The organism is Lutibacter sp. A64, assembly GCF_022429565.1.
In the GTDB taxonomy this organism is placed as follows: domain Bacteria; phylum Bacteroidota; class Bacteroidia; order Flavobacteriales; family Flavobacteriaceae; genus Lutibacter.
In genome coordinates this window covers 311,804-334,035 of record NZ_CP092487.1, presented here as the reverse complement: position 1 = coordinate 334,035, position 22,232 = coordinate 311,804, and the positions used below count along the sequence as shown (strand labels likewise).

11 protein-coding genes are annotated in these 22,232 nt (G+C 33.4%); all 11 read right to left on the bottom strand.

Annotated elements, in window-relative coordinates:
• Positions 1-11: 11 nt before the first annotated feature.
• The 11 genes from MKD41_RS01255 to MKD41_RS01205 all read right to left on the bottom strand — a co-directional run bounded on the left by MKD41_RS01255 (position 12) and on the right by MKD41_RS01205 (position 22,078).
• Positions 12-1,787: a sulfatase family protein gene (locus MKD41_RS01255; protein ID WP_240243637.1), complete on the bottom strand. Its 1,776-nt coding sequence runs from the start codon at positions 1,785-1,787 to the stop codon at positions 12-14.
• A gap of 32 nt (positions 1,788-1,819) precedes the next feature.
• Positions 1,820-3,994, bottom strand: coding sequence for a beta-xylosidase (locus MKD41_RS01250; protein ID WP_240243636.1), 2,175 nt, complete (start codon positions 3,992-3,994; stop codon positions 1,820-1,822).
• 14 nt (positions 3,995-4,008) lie between these two features.
• A complete protein-coding gene (locus tag MKD41_RS01245) occupies positions 4,009-5,418 on the bottom strand; it encodes a cellulase family glycosylhydrolase (protein ID WP_240243635.1) in 1,410 nt (469 codons plus the stop codon).
• A gap of 4 nt (positions 5,419-5,422) precedes the next feature.
• Positions 5,423-8,299, bottom strand: a complete 2,877-nt coding sequence (locus MKD41_RS01240; protein WP_240243634.1) for an alpha-L-rhamnosidase — start codon at positions 8,297-8,299, stop codon at positions 5,423-5,425.
• 19 nt (positions 8,300-8,318) lie between these two features.
• A complete protein-coding gene (locus MKD41_RS01235) occupies positions 8,319-9,962 on the bottom strand; it encodes a GH39 family glycosyl hydrolase (protein ID WP_240243633.1) in 1,644 nt (547 codons plus the stop codon).
• Positions 9,963-10,151: 189 nt separating this feature from the next.
• Positions 10,152-11,204: an L-rhamnose/proton symporter RhaT gene (rhaT, locus tag MKD41_RS01230; protein WP_240243632.1), complete on the bottom strand. Its 1,053-nt coding sequence runs from the start codon at positions 11,202-11,204 to the stop codon at positions 10,152-10,154.
• A gap of 1,854 nt (positions 11,205-13,058) precedes the next feature.
• Positions 13,059-13,211: a hypothetical protein gene (locus tag MKD41_RS01225; protein ID WP_240243631.1), complete on the bottom strand. Its 153-nt coding sequence runs from the start codon at positions 13,209-13,211 to the stop codon at positions 13,059-13,061.
• A gap of 148 nt (positions 13,212-13,359) precedes the next feature.
• The gene (locus MKD41_RS01220; protein ID WP_240243630.1) at positions 13,360-16,557 is read right to left on the bottom strand and encodes a glycosyl hydrolase; all 3,198 of its coding nucleotides are present in this window, start codon (positions 16,555-16,557) and stop codon (positions 13,360-13,362) included.
• A gap of 312 nt (positions 16,558-16,869) precedes the next feature.
• Positions 16,870-18,279 (bottom strand): L-fucose/L-arabinose isomerase family protein, encoded by a 1,410-nt coding sequence (locus tag MKD41_RS01215; protein WP_240243629.1) that lies wholly within the window; start codon positions 18,277-18,279, stop codon positions 16,870-16,872.
• Positions 18,280-18,295: 16 nt separating this feature from the next.
• Positions 18,296-19,159, bottom strand: coding sequence for a glycosyl hydrolase (locus tag MKD41_RS01210; protein WP_240243628.1), 864 nt, complete (start codon positions 19,157-19,159; stop codon positions 18,296-18,298).
• Between the two features lie 120 nt (positions 19,160-19,279).
• Positions 19,280-22,078: a glycoside hydrolase family 78 protein gene (locus tag MKD41_RS01205; RefSeq protein ID WP_240243627.1), complete on the bottom strand. Its 2,799-nt coding sequence runs from the start codon at positions 22,076-22,078 to the stop codon at positions 19,280-19,282.
• Positions 22,079-22,232 lie beyond the last annotated feature (154 nt).

Below are 22,232 nucleotides of genomic sequence, written 5' to 3'. Positions count from 1 at the left end.
AATTCTAAATTTTATTTTAAATGGTTTTCTTTTACTTCAATTATTTTACTTGGTTTAAAACCAATTCTGTGAGCTAGCACTATTAGCTCAGCTTTGTTAGGCAACATAAAAGGTTTTTTATAAATATCCCAACTCTTGGATACTATACCATCTTTATTTTTAACTTTATAACCTATTGAAGCACCTTCTGTTGAGCAAACAATTGTTACTTTTCCGTTGGAAACCTCAACAGTTGGCTGTGATGTGATTGGTTGATTTTCTGCTCTTTTCCACAGCTGTGTTATTAATTGATCTTCAGGTAAATTTGGCTGGTCTCCAATTGTAGCAATCCATCGATCCATTTCTGTGCTTAACTCCTCCAATTTATCTTTATAAGCTGGATCGTTCGCTAAATTATGAATCTCATGTGGGTCGGCTATACAGTCAAACAATTCTTCTTTTGGTTTGTGACCTCTAAACCATTGCATTTGAACATCATTTAGTTTTCCTTCATCTCTAAGTCTTAACAACTCTTGCATTGTTGGTATTTTTTCTCTGTACGCAAGTGGTAAATAATAGCCCTGCTCTGGTCTGTAATTTCTAATATACTTAAACTGCTTATCTCTTACTGCTCTAATTGCATCAGTTACCTCATCAAAACGATCTGCTGCTGCGTGAATATATGTACGCTTATTTTTAGCGGTATATTCTCCTAAAAAAGATTGTCCTTGCATATATTCAGGTGGATCAACTCCTACTAGTGACAATAACGTTGGAGCAAAATCTACAAAACTCACCAACTGATCATCTTTTGTTCCTGCACGCATCTTCTCAGGAAAACGAATAATCATAGGTGTATTTAAACCTGAATCATAAATCAATCGTTTTCCTCTTGGTAAAGGACCTCCGTGATCTCCATAAAAAACAATAATTGTATTATCTAACAAGCCATCATCTTCTAATTGCTTTAAAACACTTCCTAACTGCTTGTCCATTTCAGCAATATTATTGTACATTTTCCATAAATCATTTCGTACAACATCGGTATCTGGAAGATATGGAGGAATATTGAATTTTGTATCTTTTGATAAATGTTTAGGCGTCTCTGCCTCACTCATTCTATTTTTAGCTTCTGGCAATCCGTTTTGTTTCCATGTATAATTGGTATCTCCGGAATGATAGTGTCTTGTCTCTATTTGTCTAAAACCATACGGTTCAAATAACCCCGACTCATGTGTTTCTGTAAAATTAAAAACAGCAAAAAATGGTTGATTTTCTTCTCTATTTCTCCAATGCGCATACGCACTACTTTCATCCCAGGCTGTTTTTGGAGCCTTAAACTGGTAATCTTCTTTATAATTATTTGTACAGTAATATCCTTCTTTGCGCAATAATTCACTCACCATTTTCACTTGTGAAGGAGGTACAGCTTCATACTTTTTTAAACCAGTTTGCTTTGTATTAGAACTCGTTCTCATATGATTTGCACCAATACTTGATGGGTACATACCTGTTGCAATGGCTGCTCTACTTGGCGAACAAACTCCTGACGTAGAATACAAATTTGGATAAATAACACCTTCATTAGCTAACCTACTCAAATTAGGCGTTGCTACTGTTAAATCTCCAAAAGGCGGAATATAAGCCCCCATATCTTCAGTTACTAACCATAAAATATTTGGTCTTTCAGGTAATTGCATAGAGGATGAATTCTCTACTACTTCAATTTTATCTTCTTTTTTAGTTTGACAACCAATAATCAACAGACAAACTATTAATGGAATACTGCTGTTAAAAATGGATTTCATTTTATGAAAAAACATAATTAATACTTACTAAATTATTGAACTCTTAATTTTACTTTTTGCAAATCTTTTTCTAATGAAGAAGCTCCAATTGATACTGTAAACGTACCTGGTTCTACAACCTTTTTCATTTCCTGATTTAGCACATTTAATTCATTAAATCCTAATTCAAAAGTAACTGTTTTAGTTTCTCCTGGCTTTAAAGTAATTCGTTCAAATCCTTTTAACAGTTTTAAGTAACGACCAACAGATGCATAATCGTCTCGCACATACATTTGTACTACTTCATCTCCAACTACTTTACCTGTATTTGTTATTTCTACTGAAACAGTAGTTGATTCATTAGCTGCAATAGTCTCTTTTTCAAATTTTGGTGTGCCGTATTTAAATGTTGTATAACTTAAACCATAACCAAATGGAAATAATGGTGACTTATCACTAAATCTATACTTTCCTTTTCCAGATCCAATAAAGTCAGGACGTTCTAAATATGTTACAGGAACCTGCCCTACTGAGCGAGGAAAAGACATTGTTAGTTTACCGCCTGGATTTACATCCCCAAAAAGAACATTGGCAACAGCATCACCCGCTCTCATTCCACCATACCACGTTTCAAGAACTGAAGGAATATTTTCAGCAATATAATTTATAGATAGTGGTCGACCATTAATTAACACAACAATTACTGGTTTTCCTGTTTTATGAATTAACTCTACTAATTCGTTTTGAACGCCATACAAATCAAGATCTGAACGGTCTCCACCTTCGCCACAAGTTTTATGAGAACTACCTACAACTAAAACAACAGCATCCGATTTTTTTGCAGCAGCTTCAGCCGCAGCAAATCCTTCTTTTGAAAAACTATCAATATCGCACCCTTTAGCGTAGTTTATTTTTACGTTTTCACCTACTTTTTTCTTTAAACCATCTAACACTGAAACATAGTATGGTGGTAATCCTGAATACCCACCCAATAGTTTATACGTTCCCTTTTTAGGTCTTTCTTCGTGAGCGTTAGGTCCAATAACAGCTAAAGATTTGATTTTAGATACATCAAGCGGTAAAAGGTTGTTATCATTTTTCAGCATGATAATCGATTTTTCTGCCATTTCCAATGCAAACTCACGATGCTCATCATTACCAGCTTCTACAGTTTCTTCGTCAATCTCTTTTGGTTCTGTATCAAATAAGCCTAATTTGTATTTTGCGGTTAAAATACGTGATGTGGCTTTGTCAATATACTTCATTAATGAAGGATTCTGCGTTATCGTATCCTTCAATATACTTGTGTGATACGTAGCTAAATCAATATTCTTCCCAATTACTAAGTCCATATCAACACCCGCTTTTAATCCTAAGATAGCGGCCTTAGTTCTGGTTTCAGGAATAAAGTGCATGGTCTCTAATCTACCAACATCATTATTATCAGAAACAATAAAACCATCAAAACCTAGTTCATCTCGTAAAATATCTTTTAACAACCAGGTATTCATATGACATGGAATACCATTAAAATCTTGATGACCTGGCATCACACTTCCTACCTGTGCTTCTTTTACTGCTGCTTCAAACGGTGGAAGGTAAACCTCACGTAAACGGCGTTCAGACATATCACTAAATCCACCATTAATACCACGACGGTTTTCAGGATAACCAACAAAATGTTTGGCGGTGGCAATCACATGATTTTCATCAAACTGCTCATCACCTTCACCCTGTAAACCTTGAATAAATGCAACTCCCATTCGTGAAACTAAATATGGGTCTTCACCATAAGATTCTTCAACACGACCATAGCGAGCATCTCCAGCATAAACATCTAAATTAGGAGAATAACAATGTGTAACACCTAAAGCACGTGCTTCAAGTGCTGTTTGGGAAGCCATTTTTTTTATTAGTTCAGGTTCCCAAGTTGAAGCACAGGCGACCGCTTGCGGATAAACGGTTGTATTACCATAATAATCCAGTACAAGCCATAATCCATGTAAGGCTTCTCCATATTTCATAACAGGAATACCTAACCTTTCATTGGCAGGTGCATCCTGAATCATTTCTGTTATCTTTTCCTCTAAGTTCATTTGGCCAATTAATGCATCAACTTTTTCAGCAATTTCTACATCTGCTAGATTGTTACTTTTTGTCGGTTTTTTTCCTGAATCACAAGCGTAAATTATTGCTAGTGAAAAAACAGCGATTAGTAAGTTCTTCATTTTTTTCTTTGTATTTAATTAAAATCCCTAATTCCTGGAACAATTTTTATAGTTAAATTTTCTTTATTTTCTGGCCACTTTAAAATGATTAATTTTTGACTTTTTGTATCCCAAATATAATTTGACGGATCAACATTTTTTGGACATTTATACGTTTCAAGACCCACATTTTTTAAAGGATTGTAATACATTACAAAATCATCTTCTATTAAAATTGAAAACCCATCTGGATAATGTCTATTTGCTCCAATAAATATTTTTGAGGCACCTTTTAAATTATCTGGCTTTATAATTACATCTAAAGTTCGCGTAGCATGATTGAATAAAAAAGACTGAATATCTCCCGCAATAGTTTGAGGAAATGGTCTCGCAATAACATCTGTAATATATTTTCGTTCAACAGTTCCTGCATCTTTTTTATCGCTAAAAATTGCCCAAGTTGAAGGTCCTCCTGGTAGAAAATTTTGCATACTTCTATTTCCTAAAAACCAAGCTTTAATGGAACCTACTCCCATTTTATCAAAAATTTCAGCAGTTTTAATATATAGTTCTCTATATTTTAGCTGTCCTAACTTACCATTTATTAAAGTATCTGTTTTTGCAAATGTTGGAAATCCCCATTCTCCAATTAAAATTGGAGCGTTTAACATTACAGACTCTCGATCAAAACGATCCATAACAGGTTTTACCAAATCCTTTTTATTTTGATAAATATGCGGTGCGAAAATGATATTTTTTCTATTAATAGGTGCTGTTATTTCTGCATATTGGTTATTATCAATTCCTTCTCCTTTATTCATAAATATAGACTGAAAGAGAATCATTTTATTAGGATTAATCTGTTGACTTCTATCTATAATTTCTTGATATAACGGTATTAAATATTTTTCTGTTAATTCATTATAAGAAATGTCCATGGTTAATTTTCTTGGCTCATTAACTACATCGTAACCCAATACGGAGGCATCTTCAGCATATCTTTTCCAAATTACACTCCAAGCTTCTAAGTAGGTTTTATGTTCTTGCTTTTTATTCAACCAAAAATCTTCCCAAATAAATTTATCAACTCCATAAACTGTCATTTTAAAAACAGTTTTCATACCTGAGTTTTTACCTAAATTGACTAAAGTATCTAATTTCAACAGATAGTTGGGCTCTAATTTACCACCAGGAAAATTGCTTAACTTCCCTAATTCCAAACGCACCACTTGCGTATTGGCACCCATTCTAACCATTCGGGCATAATCATCACTATTAAAAAAAACTTCACCTCTACCATCGTTTGAATTTACTACAAAACCTCTTGGTATGATATGACGGCCTTGGTCGTCTCTTAACCCATGTTTAATTTGAGAAAAAACAACACAAGATGTGAATAAAAATATACCTAAAACAACTTTTATTTTCATATTTGATGTATTCATAAATTTACAACTTAATGTATTTAATACTATAACTACCGGAACCTAAAATAACCGAGCTATCACCATCCCATTCTTTTTTATTTTCTTTTTGAAAAGCACTAAACGCTTCACCATTTATTTTTAGAGATTTAAATTCACTTTGAGTTAAATAAAGTCGTGCTTTTGTATTAAAAGGTACTTCTAAATTCATTGAAAAATTGGAATCTTCCTGTTCCCAACTATTATGAATAATTCCATAAGGTGTTGGAACATCAACTGATGTTTTTGTAATTTGTTTTGGAAATTTAGGATTCACCATAAATTCTTTAAAACCAGCACCGCTAAAAGTAGCTTTAATTCCACCTAAAGACTCGAAAAAATAAGCAGCAAAACCACTGTGCATTGGATGGTTTAAAGAGTTGCTTAATCCGTCCATTTTCTCCCATTCAAACTGGCGTTCTGGCCAAGTTGTAAATCCGTAATTCATGACATAGGTTTGACTTGGAAAATCGGGTGTTGTTAAAATTTCATATGCTAAATCTCCCTTTCCATACTTCGTAAGAATGGTATAAATGTATCTGTTCCCGTGTATTCCTGTAGCATGATGCCCTCCTTTTACTTCAACTATATCATGAGCTAAACCATTTACAACAGATTCTTTTTCAGCTTCTTGAACCATTCCAAACTGCAATGCCATAACAGTTGCTGTTTGACTGCCATACCATTTGTGATTTGTTGTTGAGATAGTTGTTAAAAACTCTTTATTAAAAGCATCTTTTAAAGACTGCTTCTCTTTTTTTAGTTGCATTTCATAAGCTGTATCATTATTCATTTTTGCAAATTTCTCCATAATACCTAAAATATCGTAGAAATAGGCATTTGCAGAAATAATTGGGTCACATTCCATGGCACTTGGATTTCTTCTTCTATCCCAATTTGGCGGACACCAATCTCCCATACCATCTTGTATAATTCCATTTTCACCCTTGAAAGAAAGATAAAAATCTGTTAAGCCTTTCATATCTTGGTAATATTCTTTTACAATAGCCGCATCACCATAATACAAATAATTATACCAAGGTAAGTACATAGTTGCTACACCCCAATCTAATTTAGCATAGGTTGAAGTTCGCTTTCCTGGTGCAATCATAGTAGGAACTTGAAATTTAACTTTAGGATTATTATGACCTGCTGTTGGTCGCATTTGCGTACGAATATCTTCCATAAATTTTTTATAGAAGTTTTTCATATCATAATTATACTGCGCATATTCACAAAATGCATGCGCATCACCTAACCACCCACATTTTTCACGATGTGGACAATCTTCAGGAATACCATGTACATTATCAACAATAGTCCATTTACTTATACTGTGCATTTTATTTAACAACGCATCTGAAGAAGTAAAGCTTCCTTTTTCCTGAATATCAGTAGCGACTAAAACTGCTTTTATCATAGCTGCATCAGGTTTAGATGAAACCCCTTTTATTTCGGCATATCTAAATCCGTGGTAACTAAATTTTGGTTCCCAAGCTTCCACTCCTTCACCCTTACAAATATATTTGTAAACTTGACGCATACCATTAGCTCCTCCACCTGTTGAACCCGCATAAATGTTTTTCCCATCTTGAGTTAAAGCTTCAGTAGTGGTAATTTCAATCAATTGTCCTTCTTTTTCTTCTACCTGAATTTGCACCCATCCTGCAATGTTTTGACCAAAATCTACAATCCAATTTCCTGTTGTTCCTTTAAATACGTTTTGAGGCTCTAAAATTTTCAACTTTTTTATAGCTGGAATTTGCTGCGCGCTTACCTTCTTCAATTTTGGAGATACTTCCTTAGCTTGCCCCCATTTTTCATCATTATAACCAACGGTGTTCCATCCATTTATTTCATAACGTGCATCATAAGTATCACCACCATATATATTATTAAACACAATTGGGCCTGTAGTTTCTCTCCAAGTATCATTAGTATAAAAATCACTCTCAGATCCGTCTGAATATTTGACCTTCACCAAAAGACGAACAGAGGGTGCTCCGTAAGCTAAATCTCTTTCGGATTCTGGATCTCTTTTCCATGAAACATCTTGCCCGTAAAAACCATTTCCTAAAATAATTCCAACCGCATTTTCACCTGACTTTAGTTGTTTTGTAATGTCATATTTTACATAATACGCTTGTTTATCATAATTCGATGGTGCAGGATCTAACACGTGATCACCTACTTTTTTACCATTCAAATACAACTCGTAATAACCTAATCCACATATATAAGCTTGCGCATTTACAACCTCTTTTTCAACATTCATTGAATTTCTAAAATAACTTGCAGCAAAACTCTCAACCATTAAAGGTTCATCCATTTTACCTGTTTTATATTCACGAAAACGGTGTTCAGAAGTTCTAGTGTCTTTATTTAACGTAATCCATTTTGCGTTATTCCAATTGGCCTCCTCTAACAACCCCATTTCAAAAGTATTCACGGTAGACCAAGAAGAAACCACTCCTTTTTCATCCCAAATTCTCACTTTCCAATAATAAATTTGAGTAGAAAGTAATTTACTACCTAAGTATTTATTATGAATAGATTGTGAACTACTCACCTTGTTTGAGTTCCACATATCAGCATCATCTTCATTTAAATTTTCGAGGTTTGATGCCACTAAAACTTGATAAGCTGTTTGTTCACGGTTATATCCTTCAGCTTTTACAACCCAAGACAAAAGAGGCTGTTCACTTTCTATGGCTATTGGATTTTTTTGAGAATTACATGTTAATGCTTCAAACGAAAGATCTGTTTGATCTTTTGAGCTATTTATAGCACAAGAAATATTCAGTAATAAAAGAGCTATAATTGAGAATCCTATTTTAACCTTTAACCTTCCAGTTTTTTTCATTTTAACCATTGAAATTATTTTATTTATTATTAGGGATTAATTCTATCAATTTAACACTATGACGTTCTAAATCTACTTTTAACGTAATTTTACTTTCTTTTGTTTCAACAATAGAATCCTTAACTGTTTGTGGCAGTTTTGATAATGTTTCGTATTTAGACTTGTTCGCATTAAACACATCTTTCCATCCAGCTTCAAAATAATCTGAAGGTCTATTCCCATAGATACGTCCGTTGGAAATTTTTGCTATACCAGCGGCATTACAATCTTTATACAATTCATGCATAAATATACCGTTGTTTTTATCTACTGTCCACTCGTTCATTTTCCATTTATTAGTCCCTGAAAGTAACCCTCCTTCAATTTGTGGGTATATAGTTCTATTGGAACCACCGTTTCTACTTGTATTGTGATTGTACACTAACAAATATATTTTACCATTTTTACTAACAGGAATAACTCCATTATGACCTGAAGTATTTTTTAGACTTTGCAATCTATTACCTCCTTCCATCATTAGAAACATAGAAGTAACATGTCTTCGACCAGCAGGCAAATCACTCCCTTCAACTTCTTGACCCCAATCATATATCTCAGTTATTCCATATTCATAAGCCATAGCTGCAATTGTTGCATACCAACTTGCTCCAAACTCTGTTCCATCACTTAAACTAAGGCCTCTATTTCCATTTTCATCTCTTAATACCCCAAATTCTTGAATATCTAAAGGTATATCACTGAATTGAGAATAACTATTCAATTTAGTTCTATATGGCTCAATTGTCTCGGGTAATTTAATTGTGTTTTGATCGATTTTTTCATAATAAGAAATACAGAAAAAATCCATTTTAGTCCCTATTTCTCCTGTGGCATAGTTTGTACCTGTTGCACAATGGTCAATAAGTTCAGTTGTAAATGTTGCAACTCCTTCTGAAAGCAAATTACCTGGACCAACAATTGCTTCAGGAATCACTTTTAATACTTCATCAACCGTAATATCATAATGCTTAAAGAAATCTTCTTTTGTACCATTCCAATGTTCTGGTGCATAATTAGGTTCAGTAGCAATTCTAAAACGCCATGTTTTAACTTCATTCATACCAAATTCATCTACAAGTACTTGTACATATGCATTTACGTATTGTCTCCAAATATCATAATCATCTGGAGGGTTTGTATTCCCGTATTTGTTAATTTCCTGTACCGCATTCATTTCCCAAGGCACGTTGTCTAAAACAATTCGGGGTTTAAAACCTGTTTGCATAAAATTACGCATACTTGTTATTAGACCGCTAAAATCTGTAATAATATTACCTGAAGCATCAACACCCTTGTAAAAAGTATTTTTATTGTCTAATCTACCTCCCATCATTCTCACCAGATTATAGCTTTTCACATACGGCTTTATGCTTTCTAACCCATCTGTAAATCCACTACTATTAAAACGTGTTTGGTTAATCATGGGTCTTGTTGACCAAAAATTATACATAACCCCTTCTACAGCACCCGTATTAATGGTTACAATTTTATTAGGATCAATAGGTTCTTCTGGTTCCGGTTCTTCTATTATAGGTTCGTCAATTTCATTTGCATCATCAGAACAACTCACAAAAAATGAGAACATCGCTATAAGTGCTAACAAAACCGTTTCATTTTTAATCATTATTTTATGAATTTAAAATTTTTATAAATTTAAATTAAATCTCAAATAAGACCGTCCTGCACTGTTACGCTTCGCTTAAATTTTTATTCTTTATAAATAAAATAGCCCCAATATTATATCTAAAAACCACTAAAAGTAGATTAACTAACTTTTAGTGGTTTTGATAAAACTTATATTTTAATTTACTTTTTAGATCGAATTTCCAATACCAACTAAAACCACAGACAAAAGAATTACTGCAATACCAGCTGTAATAGTCCATTTTGTTTTTGTTGCAACTCCATTCCATTCTTTTCTGTAAATACCCCAAAAATTTGCTGTTAAAATAATGGTTGACATATGTAAAATCCAAGAACTAGCACCACTACCTAATTTACTCTCTCCCATACCATAAAAGAAAAACTGTAAAAACCATATAGAACCAGCTAAAGCTGAGAATAAAAGATTGTTTTTAATTGGTGTTGCTTTATTTGTAAAATCCTTATAAGATTTATTTTTAATGCTTAAAATTGTAGTCCAAACAAAGTTTGTTAAAAGACCTCCCCAAAGAATCACCACAAATGTAATGTTATTTGCATATAACGGATTAGAACCTCCTTCAATTGCTGCATCTGCTAAAGGCTTCCCTAATTCAATACCAAAATTGAAAAAAGAACTTAAAATACCTGAAAGTATTGCTACCACTAATCCTTTTACTAAATCAAACTCTGCAATCGTTTTTTTCTTATCTTCATCAGATAGTTCACTCTCTTTCATCATCCCAGCCTTACCAGAAAGCGCAATACCTGCCAAACATACAAAAACACCAAAAAGAACTAATTGCCCTCCTGTATTCCCCAACATATCTGTAAAAGAAGTTCTTCCATATTCAGGAAAAAAGTTATAATAGATTGATGGAACTAATGCTCCAAAAGCAGCTGAAAAACCAAGAACAACAGAATTACCTAAAGACATTCCTAAATATCGTACTCCAAGACCATAAGTTAAACCTCCAACTCCCCAAAGTAAGCCCATTATAAATGTTACACTTATAATATCACTAGAACTATTTGCTAAAACAGTTGTGAAATCTGGTATTGTTAACCAAGCTGCTAGCGGTGGTAAAATAAGCCATGACATGATACCTCCAACCATCCAAAAGGTTTCCCATGCCCAACCTTTTACTTTATTATATGGCATATAAAAACTACCTGATGCCACACCTCCTATTGAATGAAATAATACTCCTAATAATGCTTGCATAAAATGATTTTAAATTATTTTTATATTTATTTGCTAACTTATATTATCTATTTGTTTCTATTATCCTGCACTGTCATGTTTTACTGTATTTTTTTAAAAAAATATGTAATATTGTTTTGTAAATATCCAACTGTCTACTGACTAAGTCTAAATACAGCAATTTTTTATATACCTACAAAATGTTTTAAAACTCTTTTAATTCAATTAAACTTTTATTCTGAATTTTAATTTCCAAACCTCTATCAATTATCTTCTAGTTTCTATCTTTAAATGAAATACTATTTACTCTCAATTTCTCGTCACAAAAGTAACTTAAATGTATATTTATTTCAGCGTCATTTTTATTATTTTTTTCTTACAACTCTTAAATTAATATTTTTATTTGGTGCCAACATTTTGTTCATTTTTATAACTCCGACTGTATAAGATATTTTGAAATTTCATAATCCGTTTTTACAACATTAAATCTAATTCTATTAGTATATTTAAAAAAACTGGAATTCAAATTACCAAAAAGAAAAAAGACAAGCACTAAAATTATAATTTTGAAGATAAAAACTCGCCAGCTCCAAAATATAGGCTATCAAGTTTATCTAGCACAAGAAAACATTTCCTTGTATAACAGATAAAATAAAAACAGGGTAAAATACTTTTTGAATAAATTTTGATATTTTGTTTATATCTAAATTTTCTTTACTATTTTTTTCTATTTATCAACTCCACCCCAATGATACCCCTAAGCTTCCATATATTTTTCTCCTGGTAAAAATTTATCTTCTCACTTATCTAACATTTTTTTGTAGTTTCTGCTCTAGGTCCTCTTGTAAGCTTTTAAACTCATCTTTGTTAACTAAATTATCTAATTGAAAAGGAGCATTTTACTATTATGAAGTAACCATGAACTGTTTAAATCTTTAACATAGGTGTATTGTTCAGTTCTAATCCCTCTATATTCGCGACCTCCTTTTTTGTAATTCCATTGGTAAAAAGGAACAGGACAAATGATTAAAGCTCCATCAATATCTAAATTTCCTGCACCTAATAACTGCCCACTATAATCAACACCTTGTACAGTTGTTCAAATTGGCAGGTTACTCATTCCTAGTAATGTTGGCATAATATCTGGATATAAAAATACTTTTGTTAATTCAGTTCCTCCTTCAAATTTTGAAGGGTACTTTACCATAAAAGAAACAAAAATAGATTCTTCCCAAGGTTTTTTTTTGTTTGTGCATGAAAATACAACATATCTCCGTGATCCAATGTAAATATAAAAATGATGTTCTCGTCTAAACCTAATTTTTAATTTCAGCCTGTAACTCACCCATACAATCATCTAAGACAGATATATGTACATAATAACCATGAATAGCTTCTTTAGCTACCGCTTTTTTTGCTTCTGGAACATTAGGTCGTAATTTAATGTTTATATCCTTTTATATAGTTCTAATTTTTCTGGAGCTGAATTATACGATGGTTGCGGAGGACCATACGATAAGAACAACACAATGGTTTTCTTTATTTGTTTGCATATACATTATAGCATCCTTTGTTTGAGCAATAACATCATAACCTTCCTATTTATGTTTTTCATCTTTCTCATCAAAACATACCAATCTTATGGGTACACTCTTTTACCTTCCAATAATCAAAACCCTGTCGACTTTCTTTTGGTACAGGAAAGCTAAGCTCAACACAATTACTTACACCTAGTGCATGTTCATTAATATGCCATTTCCCAATATAAGCTGTTTCATAACCATTTTCTTAATACCTCTGCTAAACAATTTTCTTCAGTAAGCATTGGTTTATCATTATAAAAAACTCCGTGACTTAATGGATATTTACCTGTCATTAATGAAACTCTCGCTGAATCACAAACAAGAATATTAGAAATGGCATTGGTAAAAAAACATCAGATTCTTTTGCTAATTGATCAAACGATGGTGTTTGAACTTGTTCATTCCCTTCAAAGCCTAAATCTTGTCCCCTCCATTGATTCGTCAAAATAAATACTACGTTAGGTTGTTTCACTTCTTTTTTTAAATTTCATGACACGAATACCAATGCGATTACAATAACTAACAGTTTTTCATTTTTCTTATTTTCAATTTAATTCAAATATTTATTATGTGGCTCCATATTTTCTTTATTGTTATTTCAAATTTTCAATTGTAACTGGTCCTAAAAGACCTGAAGCATGTGGTTTTTCATTTTTCTTTATATCATCGGTTTCCAACCAAGTATACCGTTTTTCTAATGGTAACTTTTTATTTTTAATCAATTGGTTTCGCCATAAATTAACTACTTCTATCTGTAATTTATTATCTCCTACCTTAATTGCATCAGTAATATTTAATCGGTAAGGAGCCATCCAAACACCACCCATTTCTTTTCCATTGATTTTGACTTTAGCCATAACACTAACGCTTCCAAGATTCAAATATATTTCTTGATCTTTAGAAAGTTCATTTAAGTTGAAATTTGTGGTATACGTTGCCGAACCTGAATAATATTTAATCGAATCATCTTCTGAACTTACCCAATCACTAAGTTGCTCAAATAGCAAAGGCTCCTTGGGACCAATTTCTTTATTTTTGAAATCGACCATAAATGGCGCATCAATACTTTGAAGTAAAGAAGGTTCTGGAAAATTAGTTTGATACCCTTTTGAAACATCTGAAGCGTTTGTAAATACCACAAACCAACTTTGAGCAGCTTTCAATTTAAGTGGCACAGTTATTCCTTTTCCTGAAACTTCAAAATCATTTAAAGCACGTATTTCACCACTTACGGCATCCCATAATTGAGGTTTTAAATGCTTATTCACTCTAAATATTGGGCTAACTTCTATTTGTTCATTACTTTGGTTCGTAATAAAATAAATATCCATCCCTGGCAATGTTCGGTGTGTCCATAAAATTGGTGCTTCATCTGGTACATCCACATCTTTTTTTACGTTAAGGGTAGAAAAAACTTCATTTAATTGATACCCGTCAAATACAAAACCAGCTGCATACAAATTCTTCATTTTTCCATCTTTATAAACTCCAGACCAAAGTTTATTTGCCAATTCTTTCACCTCAACATCACATTGTGGGTAGTTTTGAAGACTTGGTGAATTTTCTGGCTTATATCCTAATATAACACCTCCTTGCTTCACCAATTCTTCAATTTTCGCAAGCACTTCTGGTCTCATTATTGTAAAAGGTGGTAAAACCATTACTTTGTACGACATACCATCAGGCAACACAAAACGACCATCTTTTACAGACAAACGATTCAAAATCACTTCCGCATTGATATAATCATAAGAATATCCTTTTGGTATCTCAGGATTACGACCACCTGTCATTATTGGTGCATCTTCCCCAATAAAATAACACACATCGGCCACGTATTTCCCTTGCTGTAACAAATACTGACAACGGCGTAAATAATCGAAATAATTACTGGCTTGTGAGAACCAGGTATTATGTCTGTTAAATTCTGTTCCAAACCAAGCATTTATCCCTGGCTTTCTGCTATCATCTGGTTGTTGAATGTACAAATGCAATACAAAATGATTGATTCCTTCGGTTAAACTCCAATCTCCACGTTTTTTTAACATTGCAGGATGGCGTAAAAATGATTTACGACTTGAAGTAAATGCTTCAGCAGAAGTTATAGGTTTGCCATAAGTATGAGATGTGGAAGAAGAAGCCTTACATTCAATATTACCAAGCGTTCCTTCGTTCCAAAATTCACCTGCAATTAAATCTGATTGACCGCCATACATCATAAATTCACCCGGAAACCCCCAATGCCCATAATTTTCTAACCACGTTTTTAAATTATGCTCATGACTTGCTTCTCTTAAACCTCCTACGTATTCATAGGCTACATCATCAGCAATTGAACGACGTAAATCCCACAAGAAACGTTCCGATTTCTCTACATTTTCAACTATTCTACCTGATAGTACTGGTAAATATTTTATAGGATCATACCCATATTTCGCCTTAAATTTAAGTTCATAATCATCCGTCCAATTCTGAGAACCCATTTCATAACTATCAGCAATTACATATTTAAAAGCCGATTTACTCTCTTCAGGAATACGTTTTAAAAATTCACCCACAAAATTATCAAAATGAAACTTCGCTAATTCACTATTCATTTTATCAATCTCATAACCTTGACCTTGCGGTGCTGATGGCGAATTTTTTGTTCCTGTTGGAGTCATACCAATTCGCATAATAGTCCAATCACCTTCAGGTGCATCCCAAGTAAGTAGTCCATTAACATTTAAATAACTACTGATATCAATTATTTCTTCTGCCTCAACACACAGCTCTTTTATAGGTTCTTCTTCTTGTTTAGTCCAAGTATAGGTGTCCCATTTTGGCTTTGGTGTTGCGTGCATTTTACCTAACTGTTTCTCAATGTAACGATCCAAAATCGGAGCTTCTGAAATTCCTATTTCTGAAAAACCTGCCACTTTTTTACGACTCACAAAATTTGTACAAACTAGCTTAAACTCATTTGACGTACTATTAGGTAAACTTATATACAAAGGTCCATTAGTTATAGGGCCTACGTTTACTGCATTTTTTCTTCTATCAAATACAAAACTTTTTATCAGTGTATCCTTTCCATTTTGTTTTGAAAACAATTGAATATCACATTGAAATTCTTCACTAGCACCTATCGAAATTTGACGCGCATTGATACTTTCTTTTACCTTAAAACTTAAAACAAGTTCTTTATTTTCTTTTGTACTAAATGAACCTGCTGACTCTAAAATTCCATCTTTCAATAAATTGGTATTTATTGTTTTAACGCTCGATGTGATTTCTGTTGGAATGTTGATTATATTCTTCTTTTCAGCCTCCAATGATTTAAAAGCCAATGTATGTGTGTCTTGAAACTCCTCCTTGGGTTGAATTAACTGAAGTTTTAGTAATTGATTTCCTTCAACTTTTGTTTCGCTATACGTTAGGTAACGCATCGCTTTTGTATAATCTACCCATGGACCCCCAGACTGGCTCCAGCCTGGGCAATTAAAAATACCAATATCTACACCTATCCGTTTCCCTTCAACAACTGCATGAACCATGTGCGACCACCAATCTTCACTTAGCATTGGCACTTTCCCATCTTTGTGTGCTGGATTAATATTACCAATAAGTGCTCCGCCAATACCAGCTTTTTTCATAGCTTCCAAATCCTTGGTAATGCCGTCTTTCGAAATATCGTCATTTATCCAATACCAATAACACCAAACAGTATTTGTGTCTGCTGGGGTACTAAATCCTTCTTTCAGGTTTTCAAACTCTTTAGAAGAAAATTTAGAACCTGTATTACATGACATCAAAAATATTGCGATAAAAAAGAAACCTATAATTCCCTTAAAAATATTGATTAGTTTCATTTTCATTATATCATTAATATTACAGTTTAAAATCTATTTAACTATAAATGGATATAGACTTCTATTGACATAGTAGTCGTATTTATTCTTGCTTCTTATAACCTTAGAGAATAAAAGGGTACTCTTAGGTATTAAGAATAGTAATTTTTAGATTAAAAATTAAAACAAAATGTTATCTTCAAATTTACTTGAAGATAACATTTTGTTTACCCTGTACTATCCTGTTATAAGCTTGTGAGTTAAAAAAATTAATTAGCAAACCTTCACCACTTTTAAATTTAATAAGTTACCTAGTTTTTCAATTTTATTGGCAATATGCCCAACTCCAATAGCGCAATGATGTGAAGGTCCTTGTTTAGACCATTGATTCATAAATGCTCTTGCTCCAATTGAAAAACGATAACGGCTGTTTGTATTTCCTATTTGAAGAATAGGCCCTTCAACAGATTCACCTTCAGCAACTAATAAAAACACTTCATCTTTACCCTCAACTACTGAAAGTAAGGTTACAGGTCCGTGCTTTACGGTCATTTGTATTGAAAGTCCTTTTCCTGGTTTTCCATGATAAACAGGTAACGGCACTAGTTGTACATTTCCTTGAGCAATGGCAAAATGAGCAGGACCATCATGTCCTAACATTACAATATCATCATTAAAGTCCATTGCATAAAATTCAGAGAATGAACCTCCAACCCCAAAGGCATCCATAATTTTCATGGCCTGGGCATTTTTCACTTCATATTCTCCTGATACAGGTACGTTTTTACCTGTTAGCAACGTATTTCCAGCAATTACAGAAGTTACAATGTTTTCATATTCATTACCTGCTTCCCCTTCATAATAATATGCTAAAGAACCTAAATTATGATTCTTCACCATTTTATCTAACGCAATAGATGTTTTTGCTGCACGAATAATTTCTTCTTCTTCACAAACCTCTAAAACTTCAAATGTAGCATGAAATTCTTTTATTTTTTCGGCTACTTCGGCTTCTGTAACTTCATCTCTGTATTTTTTAACTTCGCACATTTCAACAATTTCAATATGGGTTCCAAAGGCTCCAGATTGTTTTGTAAGATCTGAATATACATCTAACATACCGCCATAATAATGACCTAAAACACCCAAACGATTGTTATTCATTACCGATGCTACGTTTGCAGCGTCTATCCAATCTTGCATTTCATCCCAAACAGCTTGCTCACCTAAATACCCTGTAACAAACTCATAATCGATACCTGTACGGTTAAATACATTTGCCAATTCGGGAACAGAACAAGCCTGACAGTGCGCCAACCATTCTCCTGTCATTTTACCACGATCGCCTAGTTTATTGAAACGCTCATAATCTATGGCTGCTACAGGTTGAATATTTAAAATAATAACAGGGCATTTTAGTTTTTGTGCTACAGGTAAAACGGTAGAAGATAATGCATACGTTGAAACGTATAAAAACACCAAATCTACATCCTCCTTTTTTAACCTATCGGCTGTTTTCGCAGCTTTTTCAGGTGAATCTACCAATCCTACATTTACAACTTCAGCTCCAAATTCATTCATTTTATTTGCTATCTGGTTTTGATAACCTTCTAATCGTTCTAACAAGCCTTCAAACTGAGGCCAATAGGTATCTAAACCGATACCAAATAATCCTACTTTCATTTTATTTTTGTTTTTATTAATACCTTAATAATCTTACTGGGCCTTCAAGTCCCGTAGAAACTTTATCATTATATCTTTTTGTCCACTGATGAGACATTGGATTATTTTTTAACGATTTACAATAATTAGCCAACACAGAAGTATAATGAATCTCTAGATTATTTTCTCCTTTCGTAAGATACCCTGATATTGGATAAACTGCTTTCCCATACCAACGTTTTCCTATATTTTTACCGTTGACATAAAGTTCGGTTATTCCTTCATTAACATCGCCTAAATCTATATGTGTAAAATCATCATCATTATTTATTGTTATTTTGTAAATAATTTCACCCCCAAATGTACTTTGGGTGCTATCGGTCGATTTGCTAAAATCTGTAAGGCTATCCATTTTCCAAGTAAATGTAGTATTATCTACTCGCCTTCCAATAACTGTCCAAGTCCCGTTTAATAGCTTTGATTCTTTAATTTTTGTATTAACCTCTGCAATTTTTTCTTTTGGTTTTTCGTCTTCAAAGATTAATAAAAGCGATTGTAATGGGTCTAAAGAGATACTTAACTCTCCAGCATTCGTTGTGTAATGGAAAGGTGTTCTCACTCCCGTTTCAGGATTCCAAACCCAAGGATATTTATTTTCAACAGGGAATTTCGCTTCAAAACTTGTAGCTTCAAACCTATGTATATTTGTAAAGAAGTAAATATCTTTATCTTGAGTATATTGATGTATCTGATATACTTTTTCACTTGGACTTCTTATTACCACGTCAGAAGCTATTTTAGATTGTTTCAATAAATCTTGCGTCCATGAGAACAATACATCTAATGTCACTGTTTTTCTAAAACTCATCCAAGTATTTGATGGCCATCTTCTTGTTGCCATATCCATTGGGCATCGTTCCAATCATTAGAAAATGCAAATGAAAAATTTAAAATCAATAATAAAATTATTAGATTTTTTTTCATAATTGTAATCTATATTATAGTAATAAATAATTTATGTTTAATAATTAGTTTTAAATGAAAATGCCCCAGGGTTTACCTTAAAAACAAAAGCTTCTTTCGTTTTGCTCATGAGTTTTATATCAGAACTCTCTACATATTCTTCTCCATTTACTTTGACACCTTCCTGAGTATTCCCTGGCACCAAAACTTGAGCTGTAGTGTTTGGAGGTACTGTTACATCTAAATGAAATTGTTTGTCTACTAATTTCCAACTTGAACTTATTTTACCATAAGGTGAATTATAGGTTGCTGCTGCAGACGTTAAGGGACCACCTGGAATAGGAGCAATTTCTATTTCTTTGTAGCCTACCATAATGGGTTTAACACCTGCAATACGTTCGTACATCCAACACCCAATAGCACCGTATGCATAGTGATTAAAAGAATTCATACCCCCTTTATTAAAACCATCTTTAATAGTATAACTATCCCAACGTTCCCACATGGTAGTTGCTCCTTGATTAATGGAATAGAACCAGGATGGATAGGTTTCTTTAAACAAGATTTCATACATCAAGTCGGTCTCACCAATTTTATCAAGTACTAGAGGCAATAAAGGTGTACCTAAAAAACCTGTACGTAAATGATTATCCGTTAATTTTATTTGTTCCAATAAATGAGGTATCGCTTTTTGCGCTAATTCCTGATCTAACAAATCAAATGCTAAGGGCAATAAATAAGCTGTTTGAGTTTCAGGCCCTTCAATAACTCTCCCTTGAGGATCAAAAAAACGTTCTTGAAACACATCACAAATAGCATCAAATAAAAGCTCATATTCTTTGGCTTCAGATTCAAATCCCAACACGCTTGCTGCTAGAGAAGTTAAGTAAACAGATCGTGCATAATAGGCAGTTACAATTAACTTATTTGAGGTTACACCAAACCGCTGATCCCTTTCATGCGTTGAATAGGGTTGCAACCAATCACCATGAGTAAACATGTTGACAATGTGATTATTGGCATTTGACTGATAAAATCCTACCCATTTTTTCATACTTGAATAGTTTTCCTCTAAAACACCTACATCACCAGTACGCAGATAGGTTTCCCAAGGAACAATAGTTATCACATCACTCCAACCAGCACCAGCTCTAAGTTTACCTCCTAAAGAAGGAACCATTACAGGAACTGCACCATCTTCATCTTGATCGTCCCGTACACTTTCCAACCAACTCGTCCAAAAAGAATGAACATCCCCTAAAAAAAACGAGGTGGGTGCAATTACTTGAGCATCGCCTGTCCAGCCTGCTCTTTCATCGCGTTGAGGACAATCTGTTGGTATATCGAGTGTATTACCTCTTAGCCCCCAAATAATATTACTTTGTAGTTGATTGAGTTTTTCGTGTGACGAGCTAAACTCCACATTCAAACCATAATCCGAATGTTGAACAATACCTGTCACCCAAGATTTATCTGGAATAGCAGTTGTATCAAAACCACTCAACTCCACATATCTAAAACCATGAAACGTAAATGTTGGTTGATACGCAATTTGTCCATCTTCTTTAGCTGTATAATAATCGGTTGAAACTGCTCCTCTGTAATTTTCAGTATAGATACGCCCATCTTGTTGAAGCATTTCAGCAAAACGTATTTTTAAGGTTCCATCTTTATGCATTGGTACCATAATGCGAGGTACTCCCACCATATTTTGCCCCATATCAAAAATTACGACACCTTTATCAATTTCAGTAATACTAACCGGCGCTAATTCCTCAACAGATTTAACTGTATTGTGTCTCTTAGGTGTCAATCTTACATTTGTGTCTATATTTTCAGCGAAAACCTTTTGCCATCTTGTATCATCAAATGATTTTAATGACCAAACTTTTTGTTCTTTTCGCGCATCATATTGTTCACCATCATAAATTCCAGCAGAAACAATTGGCCCATCTTGGGTGGCTGTCCAACTTTCATCAGTAATAAAAGTCTGAACATCTCCATTTAAATATTTCACCTCAAGCTGACACATTACTTTGGGCAAAACCTTTGGGTAACCTCTAAGCATGAGTCGGCCAGCATACCAGCCCTCTGCCAAAGCAATCCCAATGGCATTAGCTCCTTCTTTCAAAAGGTCTGCTACATCGTATGTTAAAGTTTCAATGCGCTTATTGTATGGAGTCCAGCCTGGAGCCATTACGTCATCGCCAACTTTTTCACCATTTATTTCAGCTTCAAAAAGTCCCTTAGCCGTAATGTACAATCTAGCAGATTCTATTTTAGAACCTATCGTAAAATCCTTTCGCAAGTATTGAACTTTATACGTTGTTTTGTTCGTTTTGGGTGACTTCTCTTTATCAACTTTTGGCAAACTAATCCATTTGGCTTGCCAATCGGAGTTATTAAGCAACCCTAACTCAAAATTGGCTACCTCACTCCAAACAGAAGCATTTTTATCTTGATCCCAAAACTTTAGCTGCCAATACACTTTTTGTCTCGAGAACAGTTTTTTTCCCTTGTATTTTACAAATAAAGTTTGATCACTTTCCACTTTTCCACTTTCCCATAAATCGGCATTATTTGGCAATAGTTCAGGTTTAGAAGCCACTATAATGGAATAAGCTGTTTGCTTTTTGATATTTTTATTTTGTGGTAGTTTCCAAGAAAAAGAAGGAGTAGCATCGTAAAACCCTATTGGATTTTTAAATTGCTCACTCACAGCCAAATCCTGGGGTGCATTATTATTATTATTATTATTATTATTATTATTATTATTATTATGAATTGAAGAACACGAAACCAAAAATAGTATTGCCAATACAACGGTTGCTAATTTATTACGAGTAAGTATGTACATGTTTATTTTATTTAAAAACGTATTTTTTAATTGATAAAAATCATTTACATCATCATTTAAGGATGTTTAAAATATAAATAATTTTATCAACTGAAATTGTTAAAAGGATAAAGAGGGATAATAAAACGCCTCATTTTCTAATTCTCCTGTTTAT